Source organism: Streptomyces sp. Ag109_G2-15 (assembly GCF_900215565.1).
Classification (GTDB): domain Bacteria; phylum Actinomycetota; class Actinomycetes; order Streptomycetales; family Streptomycetaceae; genus Streptomyces; species Streptomyces diastatochromogenes.
This window is the reverse complement of sequence record NZ_OCNI01000001.1, coordinates 3,939,497-3,957,989: the sequence shown is the minus strand read 5'-3', so window position 1 is coordinate 3,957,989 and position 18,493 is coordinate 3,939,497. Positions and strand designations below refer to the sequence as shown.

At 70.8% G+C, this 18,493-nt stretch carries 19 protein-coding genes; 6 read left to right on the top strand and 13 right to left on the bottom strand.

The features are described from left to right. Nucleotides 1–46: 46 nt before the first annotated feature. Nucleotides 47–595, bottom strand: coding sequence for an acyl-CoA thioesterase (locus tag CRP49_RS17795; RefSeq protein WP_097254259.1), 549 nt, complete (start codon nt 593–595; stop codon nt 47–49). Nucleotides 596–714: 119 nt separating this feature from the next. Here CRP49_RS17795 and CRP49_RS17790 point away from each other — a divergent pair, with 119 nt between their 5' ends. Continuing rightward, nucleotides 715–2,034, top strand: coding sequence for an LCP family protein (locus tag CRP49_RS17790; RefSeq protein ID WP_179851660.1), 1,320 nt, complete (start codon nt 715–717; stop codon nt 2,032–2,034). On the opposite strand, the gene CRP49_RS17785 is transcribed toward CRP49_RS17790, so the two are convergent. The 4 genes from CRP49_RS17785 to CRP49_RS17770 all read right to left on the bottom strand — a co-directional run bounded on the left by CRP49_RS17785 (nt 2,031) and on the right by CRP49_RS17770 (nt 5,482). Further along, on the bottom strand, nt 2,031–2,849 hold the full coding sequence (locus tag CRP49_RS17785) for a class I SAM-dependent methyltransferase (protein WP_097254257.1): 819 nt from the start codon (nt 2,847–2,849) through the stop codon (nt 2,031–2,033). The genes CRP49_RS17790 and CRP49_RS17785 overlap by 4 nt on opposite strands. Before the next feature lie 75 nt (nt 2,850–2,924). After that, nucleotides 2,925–3,290 carry a four-helix bundle copper-binding protein gene (locus tag CRP49_RS17780; RefSeq protein ID WP_097254256.1) on the bottom strand — a complete coding sequence of 122 codons (366 nt, stop codon included), beginning with the start codon at nt 3,288–3,290 and terminating at the stop codon, nt 2,925–2,927. A gap of 125 nt (nt 3,291–3,415) precedes the next feature. Then, a complete protein-coding gene (locus CRP49_RS17775; RefSeq protein ID WP_097254255.1) occupies nt 3,416–4,195 on the bottom strand; it encodes an SDR family oxidoreductase in 780 nt (259 codons plus the stop codon). 129 nt (nt 4,196–4,324) lie between these two features. Further along, entirely contained in the window at nt 4,325–5,482 is a 1,158-nt protein-coding gene (locus CRP49_RS17770; RefSeq protein WP_097254254.1) for an acyl-CoA dehydrogenase, read from the bottom strand. Nucleotides 5,483–5,662: 180 nt separating this feature from the next. Here CRP49_RS17770 and CRP49_RS17765 point away from each other — a divergent pair, with 180 nt between their 5' ends. After that, on the top strand, nt 5,663–7,006 hold the full coding sequence (locus CRP49_RS17765; RefSeq protein WP_097254253.1) for a UDP-glucose/GDP-mannose dehydrogenase family protein: 1,344 nt from the start codon (nt 5,663–5,665) through the stop codon (nt 7,004–7,006). 135 nt (nt 7,007–7,141) lie between these two features. Here the strand turns inward: CRP49_RS17765 and CRP49_RS17760 are convergent, their stop codons facing one another. After that, on the bottom strand, nt 7,142–7,648 hold the full coding sequence (locus CRP49_RS17760; protein ID WP_097254252.1) for a CGNR zinc finger domain-containing protein: 507 nt from the start codon (nt 7,646–7,648) through the stop codon (nt 7,142–7,144). A gap of 127 nt (nt 7,649–7,775) precedes the next feature. On the opposite strand from CRP49_RS17760, the gene CRP49_RS17755 reads away from it, so the two are divergent. Beyond that, complete coding sequence (locus tag CRP49_RS17755) at nt 7,776–8,135, top strand: VOC family protein (protein ID WP_097254251.1); 360 nt, start codon at nt 7,776–7,778, stop codon at nt 8,133–8,135. Nucleotides 8,136–8,153: 18 nt separating this feature from the next. Here the strand turns inward: CRP49_RS17755 and CRP49_RS17750 are convergent, their stop codons facing one another. Continuing rightward, entirely contained in the window at nt 8,154–9,260 is a 1,107-nt protein-coding gene (locus CRP49_RS17750; protein WP_097254250.1) for a dipeptidase, read from the bottom strand. A gap of 128 nt (nt 9,261–9,388) precedes the next feature. Beyond that, complete coding sequence (locus tag CRP49_RS17745; protein WP_097254249.1) at nt 9,389–9,748, bottom strand: MerR family transcriptional regulator; 360 nt, start codon at nt 9,746–9,748, stop codon at nt 9,389–9,391. 62 nt (nt 9,749–9,810) lie between these two features. Between CRP49_RS17745 and CRP49_RS17740 the strand changes: the two genes are divergently transcribed. Further along, entirely contained in the window at nt 9,811–10,950 is a 1,140-nt protein-coding gene (locus CRP49_RS17740; RefSeq protein ID WP_097254248.1) for an alkene reductase, read from the top strand. Here the strand turns inward: CRP49_RS17740 and CRP49_RS17735 are convergent. The 3 genes from CRP49_RS17735 to CRP49_RS17725 are packed head-to-tail and all read right to left on the bottom strand — an operon-like array spanning nt 10,899 to nt 13,743. Then, nucleotides 10,899–12,077, bottom strand: a complete 1,179-nt coding sequence (locus CRP49_RS17735; protein ID WP_097254247.1) for a dipeptidase — start codon at nt 12,075–12,077, stop codon at nt 10,899–10,901. The two genes, CRP49_RS17740 and CRP49_RS17735, sit on opposite strands and share 52 nt — an antisense overlap. A gap of 5 nt (nt 12,078–12,082) precedes the next feature. Further along, nucleotides 12,083–12,607, bottom strand: coding sequence for a 5-(carboxyamino)imidazole ribonucleotide mutase (gene purE / locus CRP49_RS17730; protein ID WP_094216568.1), 525 nt, complete (start codon nt 12,605–12,607; stop codon nt 12,083–12,085). After that, the gene (locus CRP49_RS17725; protein WP_097254246.1) at nt 12,604–13,743 is read right to left on the bottom strand and encodes a 5-(carboxyamino)imidazole ribonucleotide synthase; all 1,140 of its coding nucleotides are present in this window, start codon (nt 13,741–13,743) and stop codon (nt 12,604–12,606) included. Before CRP49_RS17725 ends, purE begins: the two co-directional genes overlap by 4 nt. 182 nt (nt 13,744–13,925) lie before the next feature. Here CRP49_RS17725 and CRP49_RS17720 point away from each other — a divergent pair, with 182 nt between their 5' ends. Next, entirely contained in the window at nt 13,926–14,429 is a 504-nt protein-coding gene (locus CRP49_RS17720) for a GtrA family protein (RefSeq protein WP_094216570.1), read from the top strand. A 16-nt stretch (nt 14,430–14,445) separates the two neighbouring features. Here CRP49_RS17720 and CRP49_RS17715 read toward each other — a convergent pair whose 3' ends face one another. Together CRP49_RS17715 and CRP49_RS17710 are read right to left on the bottom strand one after the other, a co-directional pair. Next, nucleotides 14,446–15,717, bottom strand: a complete 1,272-nt coding sequence (locus CRP49_RS17715; protein WP_097254245.1) for an ATP-binding protein — start codon at nt 15,715–15,717, stop codon at nt 14,446–14,448. 41 nt (nt 15,718–15,758) lie between these two features. After that, nucleotides 15,759–16,436 carry a response regulator transcription factor gene (locus tag CRP49_RS17710; RefSeq protein ID WP_020940464.1) on the bottom strand — a complete coding sequence of 226 codons (678 nt, stop codon included), beginning with the start codon at nt 16,434–16,436 and terminating at the stop codon, nt 15,759–15,761. A 493-nt stretch (nt 16,437–16,929) separates the two neighbouring features. On the opposite strand from CRP49_RS17710, the gene CRP49_RS17705 reads away from it, so the two are divergent. Continuing rightward, a complete protein-coding gene (locus CRP49_RS17705; RefSeq protein ID WP_097254244.1) occupies nt 16,930–18,435 on the top strand; it encodes an oligopeptide:H+ symporter in 1,506 nt (501 codons plus the stop codon). Nucleotides 18,436–18,493 lie beyond the last annotated feature (58 nt).

Sequence of the window (18,493 nt, the reverse complement as noted above, 5' to 3'; positions counted from 1 at the left end):
CGAAGGGGCATGTGGTCCGAGGGGGCCCGGTGCTCCGAGGAGAGCCCTAGTCCTCGAAGCCCTCCGCCGCCCGCTTCTCGCGCAGCTCGCGGATCGCGCGCCGGCGGGCCAGGCGGTGGGTGCGGCGGATCTGGGCCTCCTGGTAGCGGCGGCGGTCACGGTCGGTCTCCGGCAGCACCGGGGGCACCTGGCGCGGCTTGCCGTCGGCGTCCACGGCCGCGAAGACCAGATAGGCCGAGCCGACCTGGGTCGGCGGGGCGGACTCGTTCCAGCGCTCGGCCAGCACCCGCACGCCGACCTCCATCGAGGTCCGGCCGGTCCAGTTGACCTGGGCCTTCACATGGACCAGATCGCCCACGCGGACGGGCTCCAGGAAGGCCATCTCGTCCATGGACGCGGTGACGGCGGGACCGCCGGAGTGCCGGCCGGCCACCGCGCCCGCCGCGTCGTCGACCAGCTTCATGATCACACCGCCGTGCACCGTCCCCAACAGATTGGTGTCGTTGTGGGTCATGATGTGGCTGAGCGTGGTGCGGGAAGCGGACGTCGGCTTGCCCGGGATGTCCGGATCCACGTCCGTGGCCTGGTCTGTCATGGCCCCCACCTTATGCCGAACTGACGTTCGCGGAATTTGTGTCAGCTTCGCAACAGCGCCGCTCTGATTTTCCGACACCCCTTGTAAGGCCCACAGCGGTGCCCTGCACACTGGGGCGCATGAATGACTGGCCCGAGGGATGGCGAGACGACAATCGCGGCCCGCGCTACGGACGCGGCAGCGGCGGCGCGCAGCCGGAAGGCGCCCGCGTGATGCGTCAGGTGCGGCGCGGCCCGGCGGTACCGCCCGGACAGCGCTCGTACGGCGACCCCGGCCCGTCGGCACCGCCGTACGGCGCCGGAGTCCCGCAGCAGCCGTCGTACGTCGACGGCCAGGGATACGACGACGGCGCCGGCTACGGCGACTACGACAGCGGGTACAACACGGGCCAGGTCTACGGCGGCGGCCCGGGCGGGCCCAGCGGCCCGGCAGGGGCACCCACCCGGGGTCCACGTCCGGCGCCGAACTGGCGGCGGCGCATCAAGTGGACCGCGATCACGCTGGCCGGTGTGCTGATCGTCACCTCGGTGGCGACCTACTTCTGGGCCGACTCCAAGCTGCGCCGCGAGGTCGACCTGTCGAAGGTCATCGACCGGCCGGAGTCCGGCTCGGGCACGAACTACCTGATCGTCGGCTCGGACAGCCGTGAGGGCATGTCCAAGGCGGACGAGAAGAAGCTGCACACCGGTGGCGCCGAGGGCAAGCGCACCGACTCGATGATGATCCTGCACGTCGGCGACAGCGGCGACACGCTGATCTCGCTGCCGCGTGACTCGGACGTGGAGATCCCGTCGTACAAGGGGTCGACGTCCGGGAAGGTCTACCCGGCCAGGGGCCGGCACGAGAAGCTGAACGCGGCCTACGCCGAGGACGGCCCGACCCTCCTCGTGCGCACGGTCGAGTACAACACCGGCCTGCACATCGACCACTACGTGGAGATCGGCTTCCAGGGCTTCGCGAACATCGTGGACGCGGTCGGCGGCGTCGAGATCGACATCGACAAGGGCTTCAAGGACAAGTGGTCCGGCGCCGACTTCAAGGCGGGCAAGCAGACCCTCAACGGCCAGCAGGCCCTGGCCTTCGTCCGCACCCGGCACGCCTTCGCGGCCAGCGACCTGCAGCGCACCAAGAACCAGCAGAAGTTCCTGTCCGCCCTGGCCCACCAGGTCGCCACCCCGGGGACGATCCTCAACCCCTTCAAGTTCTACCCGACCATGGGCGCGGGCCTGGACTCCCTGATCGTCGACAAGGACATGGGCCTGTGGGACCTGGGGTCCATGTTCTGGGCGATGAAGGGCGTCAACGGCGGTGACGGCACCTCGCTGAACATGCCGATCTCCGGATCCACCGGCGGCAACCTCGTCTGGGACAAGGCGAAGGTGAAGACCCTGGTGAACGAGCTGAACAACGACCAGAAGGTGACCGTCACCAACAACTAGGCGGTCGCTGAGGCGAGCAGCGCGACATGGGGAAGGGCGAGCAGCCCTTCCCCATCCGCGTATACGGCGCTCAGCCGCTCGTACTCCCGCCTGATCCGTACGACGGTCTCCGCGTCCTGCGAGGTCACGACCAGCCCGACGTTGCCGACCCCGGCGGCCACCCCGCCCCACCACTCCTCGACGCCGGCGCGGTGCGCCCAGGCCAGCTCGCCGCCCTCGGCACCACTGAACCCGGCCTGCGTGAGCATCTCCGCCAGGCCCTCCGGGGTCCGGGTGAAGTCCTCCTCCGGGTCCAGGCGCGGCAGGTACGACGGCGGTACGGCACCGCCGGCCGCGCACGCCTGCCCGAGCAGTTCCTGCCCCGCCCCGCGCCGGGCGCCCCACAGCGTCACGGCGATCCCCCCACCGGGCCGCAGCACCCGGCGCAGCTCGGCGAGCGCGGCACGCGGCCGACCCACGTGGTTGAGCACGAAGTTGCCGACCACGGCATCGAACTCCCCGTCAGGAAAGGGCAGTTCGGGCAGAACGGCGACCTCTGCGGCCACCCCGCGCCGGCGCGCCTCGGCGACCATGCCGGCGTCGGCGTCCACGGCCCGCACCAACGCGCCCCGCTCCCCCGCCGCCAAGGCGGCCGTGCCGGTCCCCGTCCCGACATCGAGGACCCGCGTCCCCTCCCCGACCCCGGCCGCGTCCAGCAGCGCGGGCACCGGGTACGCACACAGCCGCGCGTAGCTCCCGGCGTACGCCTCGGTCCGCCCCGCCCACATGGCCCGCTCGGAGGCGTCGAAGGCCGCCGTCGCATCCGTCTCGATCATGCGCCCAGGGTGCCGCACAAAGGATCAAGGGCACCCACGGGGGTGCCCCTGAACGCCCTCACGGGGTGGGGAGGGTCACATCCGTGCGCCCGCCATCGCTCGGCACATCTCCGCGCAGCGGCGACACGCCTCGGCGCAGCGCATCATCTGCTTGTCGTCGGGCATGGACATACACGCCTCGGCGCACATGTCACAGGCCTTGGCGCACATCGCGCACATCTCGGGCGACATCGGCGAGCGGCGCATCATCATGTCGGCGCACATGCGGGTCATCTCGGAGCAGTCCATGAGCGCGCGCATGATCTGCATCTGGGCCTGGCCGCCCATCTGCATGCAGGAGCTCATGGTCTCCTCGCAGATGTTGTGGCACGACATGCAGGCCTCGACGCAGTCCTGCATCTCCTTGGTCATGGCGGGCATGGTGGTTCCGGGCTGGGTCATGGCTCCTCCTGGGGAGGGAGAGGGGTCCGGGGCGGGCCCCGTGTGGTTCCGTCCTACGCCCGGGCGCCCGGCTCTGCCATTCGACGCATGTCCCGCTTCGCACCCGTTCGGCCCAGAGGGATTCTTCAGACGGTGGGGGTCGTACCGCCGTCGATGACGTACTCGGCGCCGAGGATGGCCGACGCGCGGTCGGAGACCAGGAAGGCGATCAGGTCGGCGACCTCCTCGGGGCGGTTGGGGCGGCCGAGCGGGATGCCGCCGAGGGAGTCCATGAGCCGGTCCAGGGCCGCCTCCCGGGTGACGCCGGCCTCTTCGGCGATCCGGGTCACCAGCTGGTCGGCCGCGCTGGTCCGGATGAAGCCGGGCGAGACCGCGGTGACCCGTACCCCGTGCGGGGCGACCTCGTTGGCCAGGCCCTTGCTGTAGGTGGTCAGCGCGGCCTTCGCGGCGGCGTAGGCGAGGGTGCCGTTCCACAGCGGCATCCGGCGCTGGATGGACGTGACGTGCACGATCACCCCGCGGCCGGCCTCGATCATGCCGGGCAGCAGGCCGCGGTCCAGGCGTACGGCGGCCAGCAGGTTGACGGTCAGTTCGCGGGCCCAGTCGTCCTCGCCGAGGACCGCGAAGCCGCCGGCCGGGGCCGCGGATCCGCCCAGGGTGTGGACGAGGATGTCGACGCCGCCCAGGCGGGAGTTCACCTCGGAGACGACCTCGGCGGCGCCCTCGACGGTGGCGAGGTCCGCCGCGATGAACGTCTTCTCCTCGACCTCCTCGGGGCGGCTGCGGGCGGTGACCAGCACGCTCGCGCCGGCCCTGCGCAGGGAGTCGGCGATGGCGGCTCCGGTGCCCTTGGTGCCGCCGGTGACCAGTGCGCGCCTGCCGTCGAGGGATTCGCTGGTGGGCATGGTGACGGTGCCTTCCGTGACCGGGGTCGGGCCGGGAGATGCCCCGCTGTCCACGCTACGCCGATAGGCCGGTAGCCCCCGTCCGAGGCGGACGGGGGCTACCGGGCAGCAGCGAGGAGAGCGCGCGCCTTACGGCAGGTTGCGGGCCATCACGATCCGCTGGACCTGGTTCGTGCCCTCGTAGATCTGGGTGATCTTGGCGTCGCGCATCATGCGCTCCACCGGGTAGTCGCGGGTGTAGCCGTAGCCGCCGAGGAGCTGGACGGCGTCGGTGGTGACCTCCATGGCCACGTCCGAGGCGAAGCACTTGGCGGCCGCGCCCTGGAAGGTGAGGTCCTTGTCGCCGCGCTCGGAGGCGGCCGCGGCCTGGTAGGTCAGGGCGCGGGCGGCGGCGATCTTCATGGCCATGTCGGCGAGCATGAACTGGATGCCCTGGAAGTCGGCGATCGGCTTGCCGAACTGCTTGCGCTCCTGGACGTAGCCCTTGGCGTAGTCGAGGGCGCCCTGGGCGACACCGAGGGCCTGGGCCGCGATGGTGATGCGGGTGTGGTCCAGGGTCTTCATGGCGGTGGCGAAGCCGGTGCCCTCCTCGCCGATGATGCGGTCGGCGGGGATGCGGACGTTGTCGAGGTAGACCTCGCGGGTCGGGGAGCCCTTGATGCCGAGCTTCTTCTCCGGGGCGCCGAAGGAGACGCCTTCGTCCGACTTCTCGACGACGAAGGCGGAGATGCCCTTGGTGCGCTTGCTCGGGTCGGTCACGGCCATGACCGTGTAGTACTCGGAGACGCCCGCGTTGGTGATCCAGCGCTTGACGCCGTTGAGGACGTAGTGGTCGCCGTCGCGGACCGCCTTGGTCGTCATGCCGCCCGCGTCCGAGCCCGCCTCCGGCTCGGAGAGGCAGTACGAGAACATCGCGTCGCCCTTGGCGAGCGGGGCGAGGTACTTCTTCTTCAGGTCCTCGGAGCCGGACAGGATCACCGGGAGCGAGCCCAGCTTGTTCACGGCGGGGATGAGGGAGGAGGACACGCAGGCGCGGGCCACCTCCTCGATCACGATGACCGTGGCGAGCGCGTCGGCGCCGGCGCCGCCGTACTCCTCGGGGACGTGCACGGCGTGCAGGTCGTTGGCGACCAGGGCGTCGAGGGCCTCCTGCGGGAAGCGGGCCTCCTCGTCCACCGCTGCGGCGAACGGCGCGATCTTCGCCTCGACCAGCGAACGGACGGCGTCACGGAGCATGTCGTGCTCTTCGGACGGGCGGTACAGGTCGAAGTCAGCCGATCCGGCCAAGGTCTCTCACGCTCCAAAGACGCTGTGATGCTGACGCTAATTACCGTTAAGTAACTCAAATTTTAGAGGGCCGACCGGGGGACGCCTACGTGAGATGGGCGACAGCGGGGAAATTGCCCGGTGGACGCCCCGACTATGCTCGGCTCCGCATCACCGACGTACCCGATCTGGAGCACATCCATGAGCCTGAAGATCACCGTGATCGGCACCGGCTACCTGGGCGCCACGCACGCCGCGGCCATGGCCGAACTCGGTTTCGAGGTGCTGGGGCTCGATGTCGTGCCCGAGAAGATCGCGATGCTGGAGCGGGGCGAGACCCCGATGTACGAGCCGGGGCTCGACGAGCTGCTGCGCCGGCATGTCGCCGGCTTCGAGGGGTCCACCGGGCGGCTGCGGTTCACCCAGGACTGGGCCGAGGTCGGGGCCTTCGGTGACGTGCACTTCGTGTGTGTGAACACTCCGCAGCGGCACGGGGAGTACGCGGCGGACATGTCGTACGTCGACGCCGCCTTCGCCTCCCTCGCCCCGCATCTGCACGCGCCCGCCCTGGTCGTCGGCAAGTCGACGGTGCCGGTCGGCTCGGCCGAGCGGCTGGCCGCCTATCTGGCCGAGCACGCGCCCGCCGGTGCGGACGCCGAGCTGGCCTGGAACCCGGAGTTCCTGCGCGAGGGCTTCGCCGTGCAGGACACGCTGCACCCGGACCGGATCGTGGTGGGCGTGCGCGGCGACCGCGCGGAGAAGCTGCTGCGGGAGGTGTACGCCACGCCGATCGGCGAGGGCACGCCGTTCGTGGTGACCGACTTCCCGACCGCCGAACTGGTGAAGACCTCGGCGAACTCCTTCCTCGCGACCAAGATCTCCTTCATCAACGCGATGGCGGAGGTCTGCGAGGCCGCGGGCGGTGACGTGGCGAAGCTGGCGGAGGCCATCGGCTACGACGACCGGATCGGGAAGAAGTTCCTGCGCGCCGGGATCGGGTTCGGTGGTGGCTGTCTGCCGAAGGACATCCGGGCGTTCATGGCGCGCGCCGGCGAGCTGGGCGCGGACCAGGCGCTGACCTTCCTGCGCGAGATCGACTCCGTCAACATGCGCCAGCGCGGTCAGATGGTGGAGCTGGCCCGGCAGGCGCTGGGCGGCGGTCCGTTCCTGGGCAAGCGGGTCGCGGTGCTCGGCGCCACCTTCAAGCCGGACTCGGACGACGTCCGCGACTCGCCCGCGCTGAACGTGGCCGGGCAGATCCATCTGCAGGGCGGCCAGGTGACCGTGTACGACCCGAAGGGCATGGAGAACGCCCGCAAGGTCTTCCCCACCCTGGGCTACGCCGACTCGGCCCTGGAGGCGGTCCGGGGCGCCGACGTCGTACTGCACCTGACCGAGTGGCGGGAGTTCCGCGAGCTGGACCCGGCGGCGCTGGGCCGGGCCGCGGCGGCCCGGCTGATCCTGGACGGGCGCAACGCCCTGGATCCGGAGCTGTGGCGGCGGGCCGGGTGGACGTACCGGGCGATGGGCCGGCCGACCGCCTAGCGGCCGGCGGCATGCCTTCAGGGCGACGCCGGTTCGGCCGAGGCTCAGTCGGCCGAACCGGCGTCTTCCCGCATTCTGCACCACGGGACACATGCGTGGCCGATGAACTCCCTGTGGTTTACGGCTCCTTGTGGTTCACGGCTCCTTCGCCCGGTAGCGGCGCATCTTGGCGCGCGCTCCGCACACCTGCATCGAGCACCAGCGGCCCCGTCCGGCGGGGCTGCGGTCGTAGTACGCCCAGTGGCAGGTCTCGGCCTCGCATGCCTTGAGGCGGGTCCAGGTGCCCGCGACCAGCGCCTCGGCGACGGCGGCGGCGACGCGGGAGATGAGGGGGCGTACGTCGGCGGGGACGAGGGCCGCCGAGCCGTCGGCCGCGTCGACGGTCACGTGCAGGGGGGCCGACGCCAGGAGCTCGCCCAGGGGCGTCACCGGGCGGTGGGGCAGGTGGCCGGCGTGGGCCAGCAGGGTCGCGCGCAGTGATTCACGCAGCTCACGGGCCCGGGGGACGTCGTCCTCCTGGAGTCCGAAGCGCGCCCGGCCGTCCGCCGTGTCGAGCGAGTCGGCACCCGACTCGATGTCCAGCGTGTTCACCAGGGACTCGACCAGGGCCAGGCCTCCCGGCGCGGGCGATCTCTCACTCATGGCTGCAAGTTACCTCCCGAATCCGGTTGCGGCGTTACCGCCGATGCAGGAGCATCAGGTAACGCGTTACTGGTTGCCCGCTTCTAAAGGTAACTCCGAAGGTAACTCCGACTTCGAGGAGGAAGTCATGGCACTCGCCAAGCTGGGTGTGGTCGTCCTGGACTGTCCCGATCCCCGTGCGCTGGCCGGCTTCTACGCCGGGGTGCTGGGCGGCACGGTCGAGGACCAGGGCGACTGGGTCGACCTGAAGGTCCCGGGCGGGCAGGCGCTGGCCTTCCAGGAGGCGCCCGGGTTCGTCCCGCCGCAGTGGCCCGCGCCGGACGCCTCGCAGCAGTTCCACCTGGACCTGGTGGTGGAGGACATGGACGCGGCCGAGAAGGAGGTGCTGGAGCTGGGCGCCAGGGCGCTGGACGCCGAGGACCGCTCGCGCACCTGGCGGGTGTACGCGGACCCCGCGGGGCACCCCTTCTGCCTCTGCGCCAGCTGAGGTAGCCGAAGACGGGCCCTAGCCATCCAGCTCCGCGATCCGCGCGTTCGATGGCTCCCGGCGGTGTTGTGCGGCGCGGGCCGTGAAGTCCGCGCTGCGAAGCACCCGCTGGACGTTTCCCCAGGTCAGCAGGGACAGCTCGGACTCGGACCAGCCGCGGCGGAGCAGCTCGGCGATCAGGTGGGGATAGCGGGAGGCGTCGGCGAGGTCGCGGGGGTGGGCGGCGCCGGAGTCGTAGGTGCCGGACAGGCCGACGCACTCGGGGCCGGCGACCGCGCGGACATGGTCGAGGTGGTCGGCGACGTCCCGGACGGTGGGGCCGGTCTGCTCGGCGGTCAGCGGCACCATGCACAGACCGCCCGCGGCGCCCAGCTCGGCGAGCAGGTCGTCGGGCAGGTTGGCCGGGTGGGGGCGCAGGGCGCGGGCGGCGGAGCGGGTGCACAGCACCGGGGTCTTGGAGAGGGCGGTGGCCCGGCTGACGGTGGCCTCGGAGGCGCCGGAGAGGTCGGCCAGGACGCCGAGGCGGTTCATCTCGCGGATGACCTCCTCGCCGAACCGGGTCAGCCCCGCCTCGCTCGCCCAGGCGGTGCCCGCCAGCGTGAGGAGGCGCAGGCCGAGAGCGTGCAGGACGCGCAGGATGCCCAGGGAGTCGTCGAGCGCGGGCGCCCCGGCCGGGCCCAGCACGACGGCGACTCTGCCGCAGTTGCGGGCGTCGATGATCTGTCCGGCGGTGCGCACCAGGCGCAGTCCCTCCGGATGGGAGTCGGTCACGGAGTGGACGAGGTCCAGCTGCTCCAGGGTGGCGCCCACCGCACGGTCCCCGGCCAGCCCCTCGGGCAGGTGCAGCGACCAGAACAGGGCGCCCACATGGCCCTCGCGCATCCGCGGCACATCGGTGTCGACGGCCATCTCGCCCAGCTCCAGGTCGTACCAGGGCAGATGGCGCAGGGCCCACGGCAGCCCGCTGTAGCCGTCGGCGACGGGGTGATCGGCGAGCAGGGAGTGCGCCCGCCGCAGCGTCTCGTCGGCCGGGCCGTACGGCTCGTCGGGGAAGGGGTCGTCCGGCAGGCCGTAGTCCCCGCCGACCTCGGTCGTGGTGGGCGTGTCGTCCTGGAGGTCGGCCATGGCGGGCTCCGTACGTCGTCTGAGCTACGTCGGTCGTGAGCTACGTCTGATGCGGCTGGCGTACCGACACGTTCGCACGGAGCGCGGGGATCCTTCCTGGCGAGTGGGGCGTTCGGGGGTACGGTCCGTCACTCGGCCCCGGCCGCCCGGATCACCTCGTCCAGCGTCTCCCGCGAGCGGACGAGGTCGGCGATCAGGCGATCGATGCGGTCGCGTTCGGCGCTGAGGTCGGCGACCAGCCGTGGGGTGGCGATCGCGGAGGGCCCGCCGTCCTGGTCGCGCATACAGGGCAGCAGCAGCCGGATCCGCTCGCTGTGCAGGCCGGCCGCGTACAGCTCCTGGATCCGGATGACCCGGTCGACGGCCGGCTCCGGGTAGTCGCGGTGTCCGCCGGGGGTGCGCTCGGCCGTGAGCAGCCCCTGGGTCTCGTAGTAGCGCAGCGACCGCTCGCTCACGCCGGTGCGCCGGGCCAGTTCACCGATCCGCATGTCCGTCTCCGCCGGGAAGAGGGCTTGAATCTGACATCAATGTCAAGTTCTACCGTGCGGCCATGACGCAGACAACGGACTTCCTGGCCCCGGCCCGGCTCGGCCGGCTGGCGCTCCCCAACCACCTGGTCATGGCCCCGCTCACCCGCAACCGCGCGGAACCCGACGGCACCCCGACCCCGCTCATGGTCACGCACTACGCCCAGCGGGCCTCGGCCGGGCTGATCGTCGCCGAGGGCTCGACGCCGAACGCGGTCGGGCAGACGTACCCCGACATCACCGCCATCCACACCGACCGGCACACGGCCGGCTGGCGTCAGGTCACCGACGCGGTACGGGCGGCCGGCGGGCGGATGTTCCTCCAGCTCCAGCACGGCGGCCGGGTCAGCCATCCGGCGACCACCGGTCTCACCCCGGTCGCGCCCTCCCCCGTACCGCTGCCGGAGACGATCTTCACGCCGGGCGGGCACCGGACGGCCGTCGAGCCGCGCGAGATGACGGCGGACGACATCCGCGCCACCGTCGCAGACTTCGCGGCCGCCGCCCGCCGGGCCGTCGACGCGGGCTTCGAGGGCGTCGAGGTGCACTCGGCCAACGGGATGCTGCTGCACCAGTTCCTCGCGGACAACACCAACCGCCGCACCGACGCCTACGGCGGCTCCGTCGAGCGGCGGACGCGGTTCGCGGCGGAGGTGACCGAGGCGGTGGCCGACGCGATCGGCGCGGACCGGGTGGGCATCCGCATCTCGCCCGCGAGCACCGTCAACGGCGTCCTGGAGGACGACACCGACGGCCTCTACGCCGCGCTCCTGGCCCGCCTGAAGGGCCTGGACCTCGCCTATCTGCACCTGGTGCGCTCCGCCCCGGACACCGGCTGGTACCGGCGGATCCGCGCCGACTGGCCCGGCATCCTGATCGGCAACCCGGACCTGACCGACCTCTCCACCGAGGGCGTCACCCGGGCCGCGCGAGACATGCTGGCGGCGGGCGCCGACCTGGTGGCGCTCGGCCGGCCGTTCCTTGCCAACCCGGACCTGGTCGAGCGGCTGCGACTCGGCGCGCCGCTCAACCCGGTCCGGGACCGGTACTTCATGTACGTGGGCGGGGTCGACGGCTACAACGACTACCCCGCCCTCGGCGAGCTGCCGGATCAGCCGTCCAGCGACTCGATGGTCGCGTTGGACGGACCGCGCGTGGCCTGAAGCCCACCGGCCACGTCCTCCGCAGCGCCCAGCACCCGTACCGCGTTCTGCCAGGTCAGCTTGGCCAGGTCGGCCCGGGACCAGCCTCGGTCGAGCAGCTCGGCGATCAGGTTCGGGTAACCGGAGACGTCGTTCAGACCGTCCGGGGTGAACGCGGTGCCGTCGTAGTCGCCGCCGATGCCGAGGTGGTCGATGCCCGCGACCTCGCGCATGTGGTCGAGGTGGTCCGCGACCGTGGAGACCGTGGCGACCGGGCGCGGGTTGCGCTCCTCGAAGGCGCGGTGGATCTTCATCGCCTCGGGGGTGGTGTCGAGGTGGTGGAAGCCGTTGGCGCGCATGTTCTCGTCGGCCGCGAGCGTCCAGTCGACCGCCGCCTGGAGCACGAACTTCGGTACGAACGTCACCATCGCCATGCCGCCGTTGCCGGGCAGCCGCTCCAGGACGTCGTCCGGGATGTTGCGCGGGTGGTCGCAGACGGCACGGGCGGAGGAGTGCGAGAAGATCACCGGCGCGGACGAGGCGTCCAGCGCGTCCCGCATGGTCGTGGCCGCCACATGGGAGAGGTCCACCAGCATGCCGAGCCGGTTCATCTCGCGGACGACCTCGCGGCCGAAGGCGGACAGGCCGCCCACGTTCGGCTCGTCGGTCGCCGAGTCCGCCCAGTCCACGTTGTCGTTGTGGGTGAGCGTCATGTACCGCACGCCGAGCGCGTACAGGCCCCGGAGCGTGCCCAGGGAGTTCCCGATGGAGTGGCCGCCCTCGGCACCCATGAGGGAGGCGATACGGCCGTCCGCGCGGGCCGCCTCCATGTCGGCCGCCGTCAGGGCGGGGGCCAGCTGTGCGGGGTAGCGGGCCAGCATCTGCCGGACGCCGTCGATCTGCTCCAGGGTCGCCGGGACCGCGTCCGGCAGGTCGGAGGGGACGTACACCGACCAGTACTGGGCGCCGACCCCGCCCTCGCGCAGCCGCGGCAGGTCGGTGTGCAGGCTCGCGTTCTGGTGGGCGGCGAGGTCGAGGGCGTCGAGGTCGTAGCGGACCTGCTTGCGCAGCGCGTACGGCAGGTCGTTGTGCCCGTCGACGACGGGGAACTCGCGCAGCAGCTCGCGGGCGTCGTCCAGCGAGGTCACGGGCGTCACTTCCCGAAGCCGAAGCCGCCCGCGGCGCCCTCGACCTTGGCGCGCAGCCGCTTGCCCTTCTCGGTGGCCTGGTCGTTGAGGTCCTGCTGGAAGTCGCGCATCTTCTGCAGCAGGTCCTCGTCGTGCGCGGCGAGCATGCGGGCCGCGAGCAGACCGGCGTTGCGGGCGCCCGCGACGGAGACGGTGGCGACCGGGACACCGGCCGGCATCTGCACGATGGAGAGCAGCGAGTCCATGCCGTCGAGGTACTTCAGCGGCACGGGCACGCCGATGACCGGCAGCGGGGTGACCGAGGCGAGCATGCCCGGCAGGTGGGCGGCACCGCCCGCACCGGCGATGATCACCTTCAGGCCGCGGTCGGCGGCGTGCTCGCCGTAGCTGATCATCTCGCGCGGCATGCGGTGCGCGGAGACGACGTCGACCTCGTACGCGATCTCGAACTCGTCCAGGGCCTGGGCGGCGGCCTCCATGACGGGCCAGTCGGAGTCCGACCCCATGACGATGCCAACAACAGGGCTCATTCGGTGATCGTGCCTCTCAGGTAGCCGGCTGCGTGACGGGCGCGCTCCAGCACGTCGTCCAGGTCGTCGCCGTAGGTGTTGACGTGTCCGACCTTGCGGCCGGGCTTCACGTCCTTGCCATACATGTGGATCTTGAGCTTGGGGTCGCGGGCCATGCAGTGCAAGTACGCGGAGTACATGTCCGGGTAGTCGCCGCCGAGGACGTTGGCCATCACCGTCCACTTGGCGCGCGGGCGCGGGTCGCCCAGCGGGAGGTCGAGCACGGCACGCACGTGGTTGGCGAACTGGGAGGTGATCGCACCGTCCTGGGTCCAGTGGCCCGAGTTGTGCGGACGCATCGCCAGTTCGTTGACGAGTATGCGGCCGTCGCGGGTCTGGAACAGCTCGACGGCGAGGTGGCCGACGACGCCCAGCTCCTTGGCGATGCGCAGCGCCATCGCCTCGGCCTGGAGGGCCAGCTCCTCGTCAAGGTCGGGGGCGGGCGCGATCACGGTGTCGCAGACGCCGGCGACCTGCTGCGACTCGACCACCGGGTAGGCGACGGCCTGGCCGTGCGGGGACCGTACGACGTTGGCGGCCAGCTCGCGGACGTAGTCGACCTTCTCCTCGGCGAGGACCGGGACGCCCGCCCTGAACGGGTCGGCGGCCTCCTCGACGGAGTCGACGACCCACACGCCCTTGCCGTCGTAGCCGCCGCGGACGGTCTTGAGGACGACCGGGAAGCCGTCCCCTTCCGCCGCGAAGGCCGCCACGTCCTGCGGGTCGCCCACGATCCGGTGCCGTGGGCACGGCACTCCGATCGCGTCGAGCTTCGCCCGCATCACGCCCTTGTCCTGGGCGTGCACGAGCGCGTCGGGTCCTGGGCGCACGGGGATACCGTCCGCCTCCAGGGCCCTGAGGTGCTCGGTGGGTACATGTTCGTGATCGAAGGTGATCACATCGCAACCGCGCGCGAACTCACGCAGCGTGTCCAGGTCGCGATAGTCGCCTATGACGACATCGCTGACGACCTGCGCCGCTGAATCCTGAGGGGTGTCACTGAGGAGCTTGAACCTGATGCCCAACGGGATGCCCGCTTCGTGCGTCATACGCGCGAGCTGCCCCCCGCCGACCATGCCGACTACCGGGAACGTCACGCCCCTAGGGTATCGGCCGGGGCGGCGTGGCCGGATTACGTCCCTCACACCGCCTCTTACCCGGGACTTTCCCGGCTCTTTCCGACCCGTTCCCAAGCTGTGGCCTGGTCCGGGAGCGGCGCACAGGTCGCCTGGATAGCATGGCTGGGTTGACGAAACCTACGGACGGGAGCTGCACAGCCATGGAACGTCGTTCCTCGGGGCTGCAACGACTCGTACGCGAGGTGGCCAAGTTCGGCGCCGTCGGAGGCGCCGGCGTCCTTGTCAATCTCGGCGTGTTCAACCTGGTCCGGCATGTCTCCGACCTGCCGGTGGTGCGCGCCAGCATCATCGCGACCGTCGTCGCGATCGCCTTCAACTACGTCGGTTTCCGTTACTGGACGTACCGGGACCGTGAGAAGAGCGGCCGCACCAAGGAACTCACGCTGTTCCTGATCTTCAGCGCGATCGGCCTGGTGATCGAGAACGGCGTGCTCTACCTGGCGACGTACGGCTTCGGCTGGGACAGCCCGCTGCAGAGCAACGTCTTCAAGTTCCTCGGCATCGGCGTCGCCACCCTGTTCCGGTTCTGGTCGTACCGCACCTGGGTGTTCCGGGCACTGCCCGCCCGGGAGACGGTGGCGAGCGCGGAATCGATCCTGGAGCAGGAGTCGAAGAGGCCCGCGCCGCAGCAGCGCGTCCCGTAGGGGCCTGCCAGGGCCGTCAGCGGACGGTCGGCTGGTCCTCGTCCGGCTTGCGGGACGGGGCCGTGCGGGACAGGAACAGGCCGAACACCGGTGGCTGGGTCTGGAGCAGCTCCAGACGTCCGCCGTCGGCCTCCGCGAGGTCGCGGGCGACGGCCAGCCCGATCCCCGTCGAGTTGCGCCCGCTGATCGTGCGCTCGAAGATCCGGGCGCCCAGGTCGCCGGGGACGCCCGGCCCCTCGTCGGTGACCTCGACCACGGCCTGGTTGCCGGTGACCCGGGTGCGCAGGGCGACCGTGCCGCCGCCGTGCATCAGCGAGTTCTCGATCAGCGCGGCCAGCACCTGCGCGACCGCGCCGGGCGTGCCGACGGCCCGCAGATGCCGCTTTCCGGAGCTGACGATGGCCCGGCCCGCGCTGCGGTAGGCGGGCCGCCACTCGGCGAGCTGCTGCTGGATGACCTCGTCCAGGTCGAAGGAGACGGCGGAGCCGGTGCGCGGGTCGCGCGAGTTGGTCAGCAGCCGCTCCACCACGTCCGTCAGCCGCTCCACCTGCGCCAGCGCGATCGTCGCCTCCTCCTTCACCGTGTCCGGGTCGTCGGTGAGGGTGATCTCCTCGAGCCGCATGGACAGCGCGGTCAGGGGCGTACGGAGCTGATGGGAGGCGTCGGCGGCGAGGCGCCGTTCCGCGGTGAGCATCCGGCCGATGCGCTCGGCGGAGGAGTCGAGCACGTCGGCGACCCGGTCCAGCTCGGGGACGCCGTAGCGCTTGTGCCGGGGGCGCGGATCGCCCGAGCCGAGGCGTTCGGCGGTCTCGGCGAGGTCGGTCAGCGGGGAGGCGAGCCGGTTGGCCTGGCGCACGGCGAGCAGTACGGCGGCGACCACCGCCAGCAGCGCCACCAGACCGATGATCAGCAGGGTCCGGCCGACCTCGCGGGTCACCGCGGAGCGGGGCTCCTCGACGGTGACCGTCTCGCCCTCCTCACCCTTCTGGGTGGAGCGGATGACGTCGCCCTCGGGCTTGGTGCCGATCTCGATCGGCGGCCGGCCCGGGACCCGGATCTCGGCGTACTGCTCCTTGCTGACCGGGTTGCGCAGGACCTCGGCGTTGACGTTCTCCGCCGCGAGGATGCGGCTGTCCACGATGCTGGCCAGCCGCACCGCCTCGGACTCCACCCGCTCCTGGGCGCTGTTGCTGATCGTCCGTGTCTCGACGATGACGAGGGACACGCCGAAGACGGCGATCACCACGAGGACTACGGCGAGGGTGGACTGGATGAGACGTCGACGCATGTTCCGTTACCTGAAGGGAGTGCTGAACCCCTGGGAGGAGTTCAGCTCTTCTCGAACCGGAAGCCCACGCCACGCACGGTGGCGATGTACCGGGGGTTCGCCGCGTCGTCACCGAGCTTCTTGCGGAGCCAGGAGATGTGCATGTCGAGGGTCTTGGTGGACGACCACCACGTCGTGTCCCAGACCTCGCGCATCAGCTGGTCCCGCGTGACGACCCGGCCGGCGTCCCGCACGAGCACGCGCAGCAGGTCGAACTCCTTTGCCGTCAGCTGGAGTTCCTCGTCGCCCATCCACGCGCGGTGCGACTCGACGTCGATCCGCACGCCGTGCGTGGCCGGCGGCTGCTGCGGCTCAGCGGCGCCGCGGCGCAGCAGGGCCCGTACCCGGGCGAGCAGTTCGGCGAGGCGGAAGGGCTTGGTGACGTAGTCGTCGGCGCCCGCGTCCAGACCGACGACGGTGTCCACCTCGTCGGCCCGCGCGGTCAGGATGAGGATCGGCACGGTGTGGCCGTCGGCGCGCAGTCGGCGGGCGACCTCCAGGCCGTCCATGCCGGGCAGGCCGAGGTCCAGCACGACCAGATCGACGCCGCCCTGCATCCCGGCGTCGAGCGCGGTGGGTCCGTCCTCACGCACCTCGACCTCGTAACCTTCCCGGCGCAGGGCGCGGGCCAGCGGCTCCGAGATGGACGCGTCGTCCTCGGCGAGCAGTACACGGGTCATGAGGTGATGGTAGACCGCCCGCGCGCAGTGCTGGAGTGTGATCGGTTCGAGGAGTTCTTACCTTCCCGAGCCCGTGGTACGAACCATTGCCTGGGAGGTGCGATCGTAGATAACGCCTTCGAAACAGGTCCCGCGGTTCCCTCGACACCTGTGATCCGCGTCTCAAGTCCTTCCATATCCGGCGCTGTCCTGCCGTATGGTGACCTGAACGCCTCTAGCACACCGGGGACCTTTGGCGGGCACTTGACGCTGAAGGTCTCTTTTGTGTGCGGGCTGACGAAGATCAGCCTTGACAGGAATGACCTCTGGCCGGGCTCCGGACGCACTGACGCGTCCAGGGCGTGGATCCCGGTGGTCGCCGTCCGCCACTCCGTGATCCGGAGCGGACTCCCCCTGGGCGTGGGGGTGGACGACCGACCCCGCCGGTGCCGGCCGCACCCCCACCGGGCGCGCAACGCTCCAGCCGCCGCGTCCCGACCAGCAAGGAACGACCATGGCGTCCAGCCTGACGAAGGACTCGGTCCGCCCGGGCACCCCCGGTTCCGAGAAGACCTTCTTCGGCCACCCCCGCGGACTGGCCACTCTCTTCATGACCGAGATGTGGGAGCGATTCTCCTACTACGGCATGAGGGCCCTGCTCCCGCTGTACCTGGTCGCCCCGGGCGGCCTGCACCTGAGCGCGGGCTCGGCGACCGCGATCTACTCGGTGTACGTGTCGCTCGTGTACCTGCTCGCCCTGCCCGGCGGCTGGTTCGCGGACCGCGTCCTCGGTCCCCGCAAGACGGTCGCCGTCTCCGGCCTGATCATCATGCTCGGCCACCTGTGCCTGGCGCTGCCGGTCGCGGCCAGCTTCTTCGTCGGCCTCGGCCTCGTCGCCATCGGCTCGGGTCTGCTGAAGGCCAACATCTCCACGATGGTCGGTCACCTCTACAAGGGTGCGGACGACCCGCGCCGTGACGGTGGCTTCACGCTCTTCTACATCGGCATCAACCTGGGCGCCTTCGCCGCGCCGCTGATCATCGGCACCGTCGGCGAGAACTACAACTGGCACCTCGGCTTCGCGCTGGCCGCGCTCGGCATGGCGCTGGGTCTGGCCCAGTACCTGCTCGGCAGCCGTCACCTGAGCGAGAAGAGCAGCGTCGTCCCCACGCCGCTGTCCGCCGAGGAGAAGTCCGCCACGCTGCGCAAGGGCCTGACCTGGCTGGCGATCGCCGCGGTCTTCTACGCCGCCGTCGGCTTCTCCGGCCACTTCACGCTGAACTGGGCGCTGATCCCGCTGACCATCATCGGTCTGATCGTGCCGATCTTCGTCATCACCCGCATCCTGCGGGACAAGGACCTGGACCGTGCCGAGCGTTCGAAGGTGTCGGCCTACGTCTGGTTCTTCGTGGCCGCCGCCGTCTTCTGGATGATCTACGACCAGGGTGGTTCGACCCTGTCGATCTTCGCCGACGGCAAGGCCGAGAACACCATCTTCGGCTGGGAGTTCCCGGTCTCCTGGTACCAGTCGGTCAACCCGGTCATGATCATGGCCCTGGCGCCGGTCTTCGCCTGGGCGTGGCTGTGGCTGAACCGGCGCGGCAAGGAGCCGAGCACGATCGTGAAGTTCGCCTCCGGTCTGGTGCTGATCGGTGCGTCGTTCTTCCTCTTCCTCGCCCCGCTGTCGATCGCCGAGGGCGGTCACAAGGCCGCGGCGATGTGGCTGGTCGCGATCTACTTCGTCCAGACGATCGGTGAGCTGACGCTGTCTCCGGTGGGTCTGTCCGTGACGACGAAGATGGCGCCGAAGAAGTACGCCTCGCAGATGATGGGCGTCTGGTTCCTCGCGGTCACCGCGGGCGACTCGATCACCGCCCTGCTGTCCAACCCGGCCATCGGCGGGGTGAACCTCGACCGGACGGGCTTCGTCACCCTGGAGGCCGTGCTCGCCGTGGTCGCCGGTGTCGCGGTGTGGATGTACCGCAAGAAGGTGAACCAGCTGATGGGCGACGTCCACTGACGTAGTCCCCGGCTCCGAGGAGGGCCACCGCACCCCTGACGGTGCGGTGGCCCTCTTC

What these genes read in the sequence shown, in the direction of transcription:
- CRP49_RS17795 (WP_097254259.1), bottom strand. Translation starts at nt 595, where the DNA reads ATGACAGACCAGGCCACGGACGTGGATCCGGACATCCCGGGCAAGCCG.
- CRP49_RS17790 (WP_179851660.1), top strand. Translation starts at nt 715, where the DNA reads ATGAATGACTGGCCCGAGGGATGGCGAGACGACAATCGCGGCCCGCGC.
- CRP49_RS17785 (WP_097254257.1), bottom strand. Translation starts at nt 2,849, where the DNA reads ATGATCGAGACGGATGCGACGGCGGCCTTCGACGCCTCCGAGCGGGCC.
- CRP49_RS17780 (WP_097254256.1), bottom strand. Translation starts at nt 3,290, where the DNA reads ATGACCCAGCCCGGAACCACCATGCCCGCCATGACCAAGGAGATGCAG.
- CRP49_RS17775 (WP_097254255.1), bottom strand. Translation starts at nt 4,195, where the DNA reads ATGCCCACCAGCGAATCCCTCGACGGCAGGCGCGCACTGGTCACCGGC.
- CRP49_RS17765 (WP_097254253.1), top strand. Translation starts at nt 5,663, where the DNA reads ATGAGCCTGAAGATCACCGTGATCGGCACCGGCTACCTGGGCGCCACG.
- CRP49_RS17760 (WP_097254252.1), bottom strand. Translation starts at nt 7,648, where the DNA reads ATGAGTGAGAGATCGCCCGCGCCGGGAGGCCTGGCCCTGGTCGAGTCC.
- CRP49_RS17755 (WP_097254251.1), top strand. Translation starts at nt 7,776, where the DNA reads ATGGCACTCGCCAAGCTGGGTGTGGTCGTCCTGGACTGTCCCGATCCC.
- CRP49_RS17750 (WP_097254250.1), bottom strand. Translation starts at nt 9,260, where the DNA reads ATGGCCGACCTCCAGGACGACACGCCCACCACGACCGAGGTCGGCGGG.
- CRP49_RS17745 (WP_097254249.1), bottom strand. Translation starts at nt 9,748, where the DNA reads ATGCGGATCGGTGAACTGGCCCGGCGCACCGGCGTGAGCGAGCGGTCG.
- CRP49_RS17740 (WP_097254248.1), top strand. Translation starts at nt 9,811, where the DNA reads ATGACGCAGACAACGGACTTCCTGGCCCCGGCCCGGCTCGGCCGGCTG.
- purE (WP_094216568.1), bottom strand. Translation starts at nt 12,607, where the DNA reads ATGAGCCCTGTTGTTGGCATCGTCATGGGGTCGGACTCCGACTGGCCC.
- CRP49_RS17720 (WP_094216570.1), top strand. Translation starts at nt 13,926, where the DNA reads ATGGAACGTCGTTCCTCGGGGCTGCAACGACTCGTACGCGAGGTGGCC.
- CRP49_RS17715 (WP_097254245.1), bottom strand. Translation starts at nt 15,717, where the DNA reads ATGCGTCGACGTCTCATCCAGTCCACCCTCGCCGTAGTCCTCGTGGTG.
- CRP49_RS17710 (WP_020940464.1), bottom strand. Translation starts at nt 16,436, where the DNA reads ATGACCCGTGTACTGCTCGCCGAGGACGACGCGTCCATCTCGGAGCCG.
- CRP49_RS17705 (WP_097254244.1), top strand. Translation starts at nt 16,930, where the DNA reads ATGGCGTCCAGCCTGACGAAGGACTCGGTCCGCCCGGGCACCCCCGGT.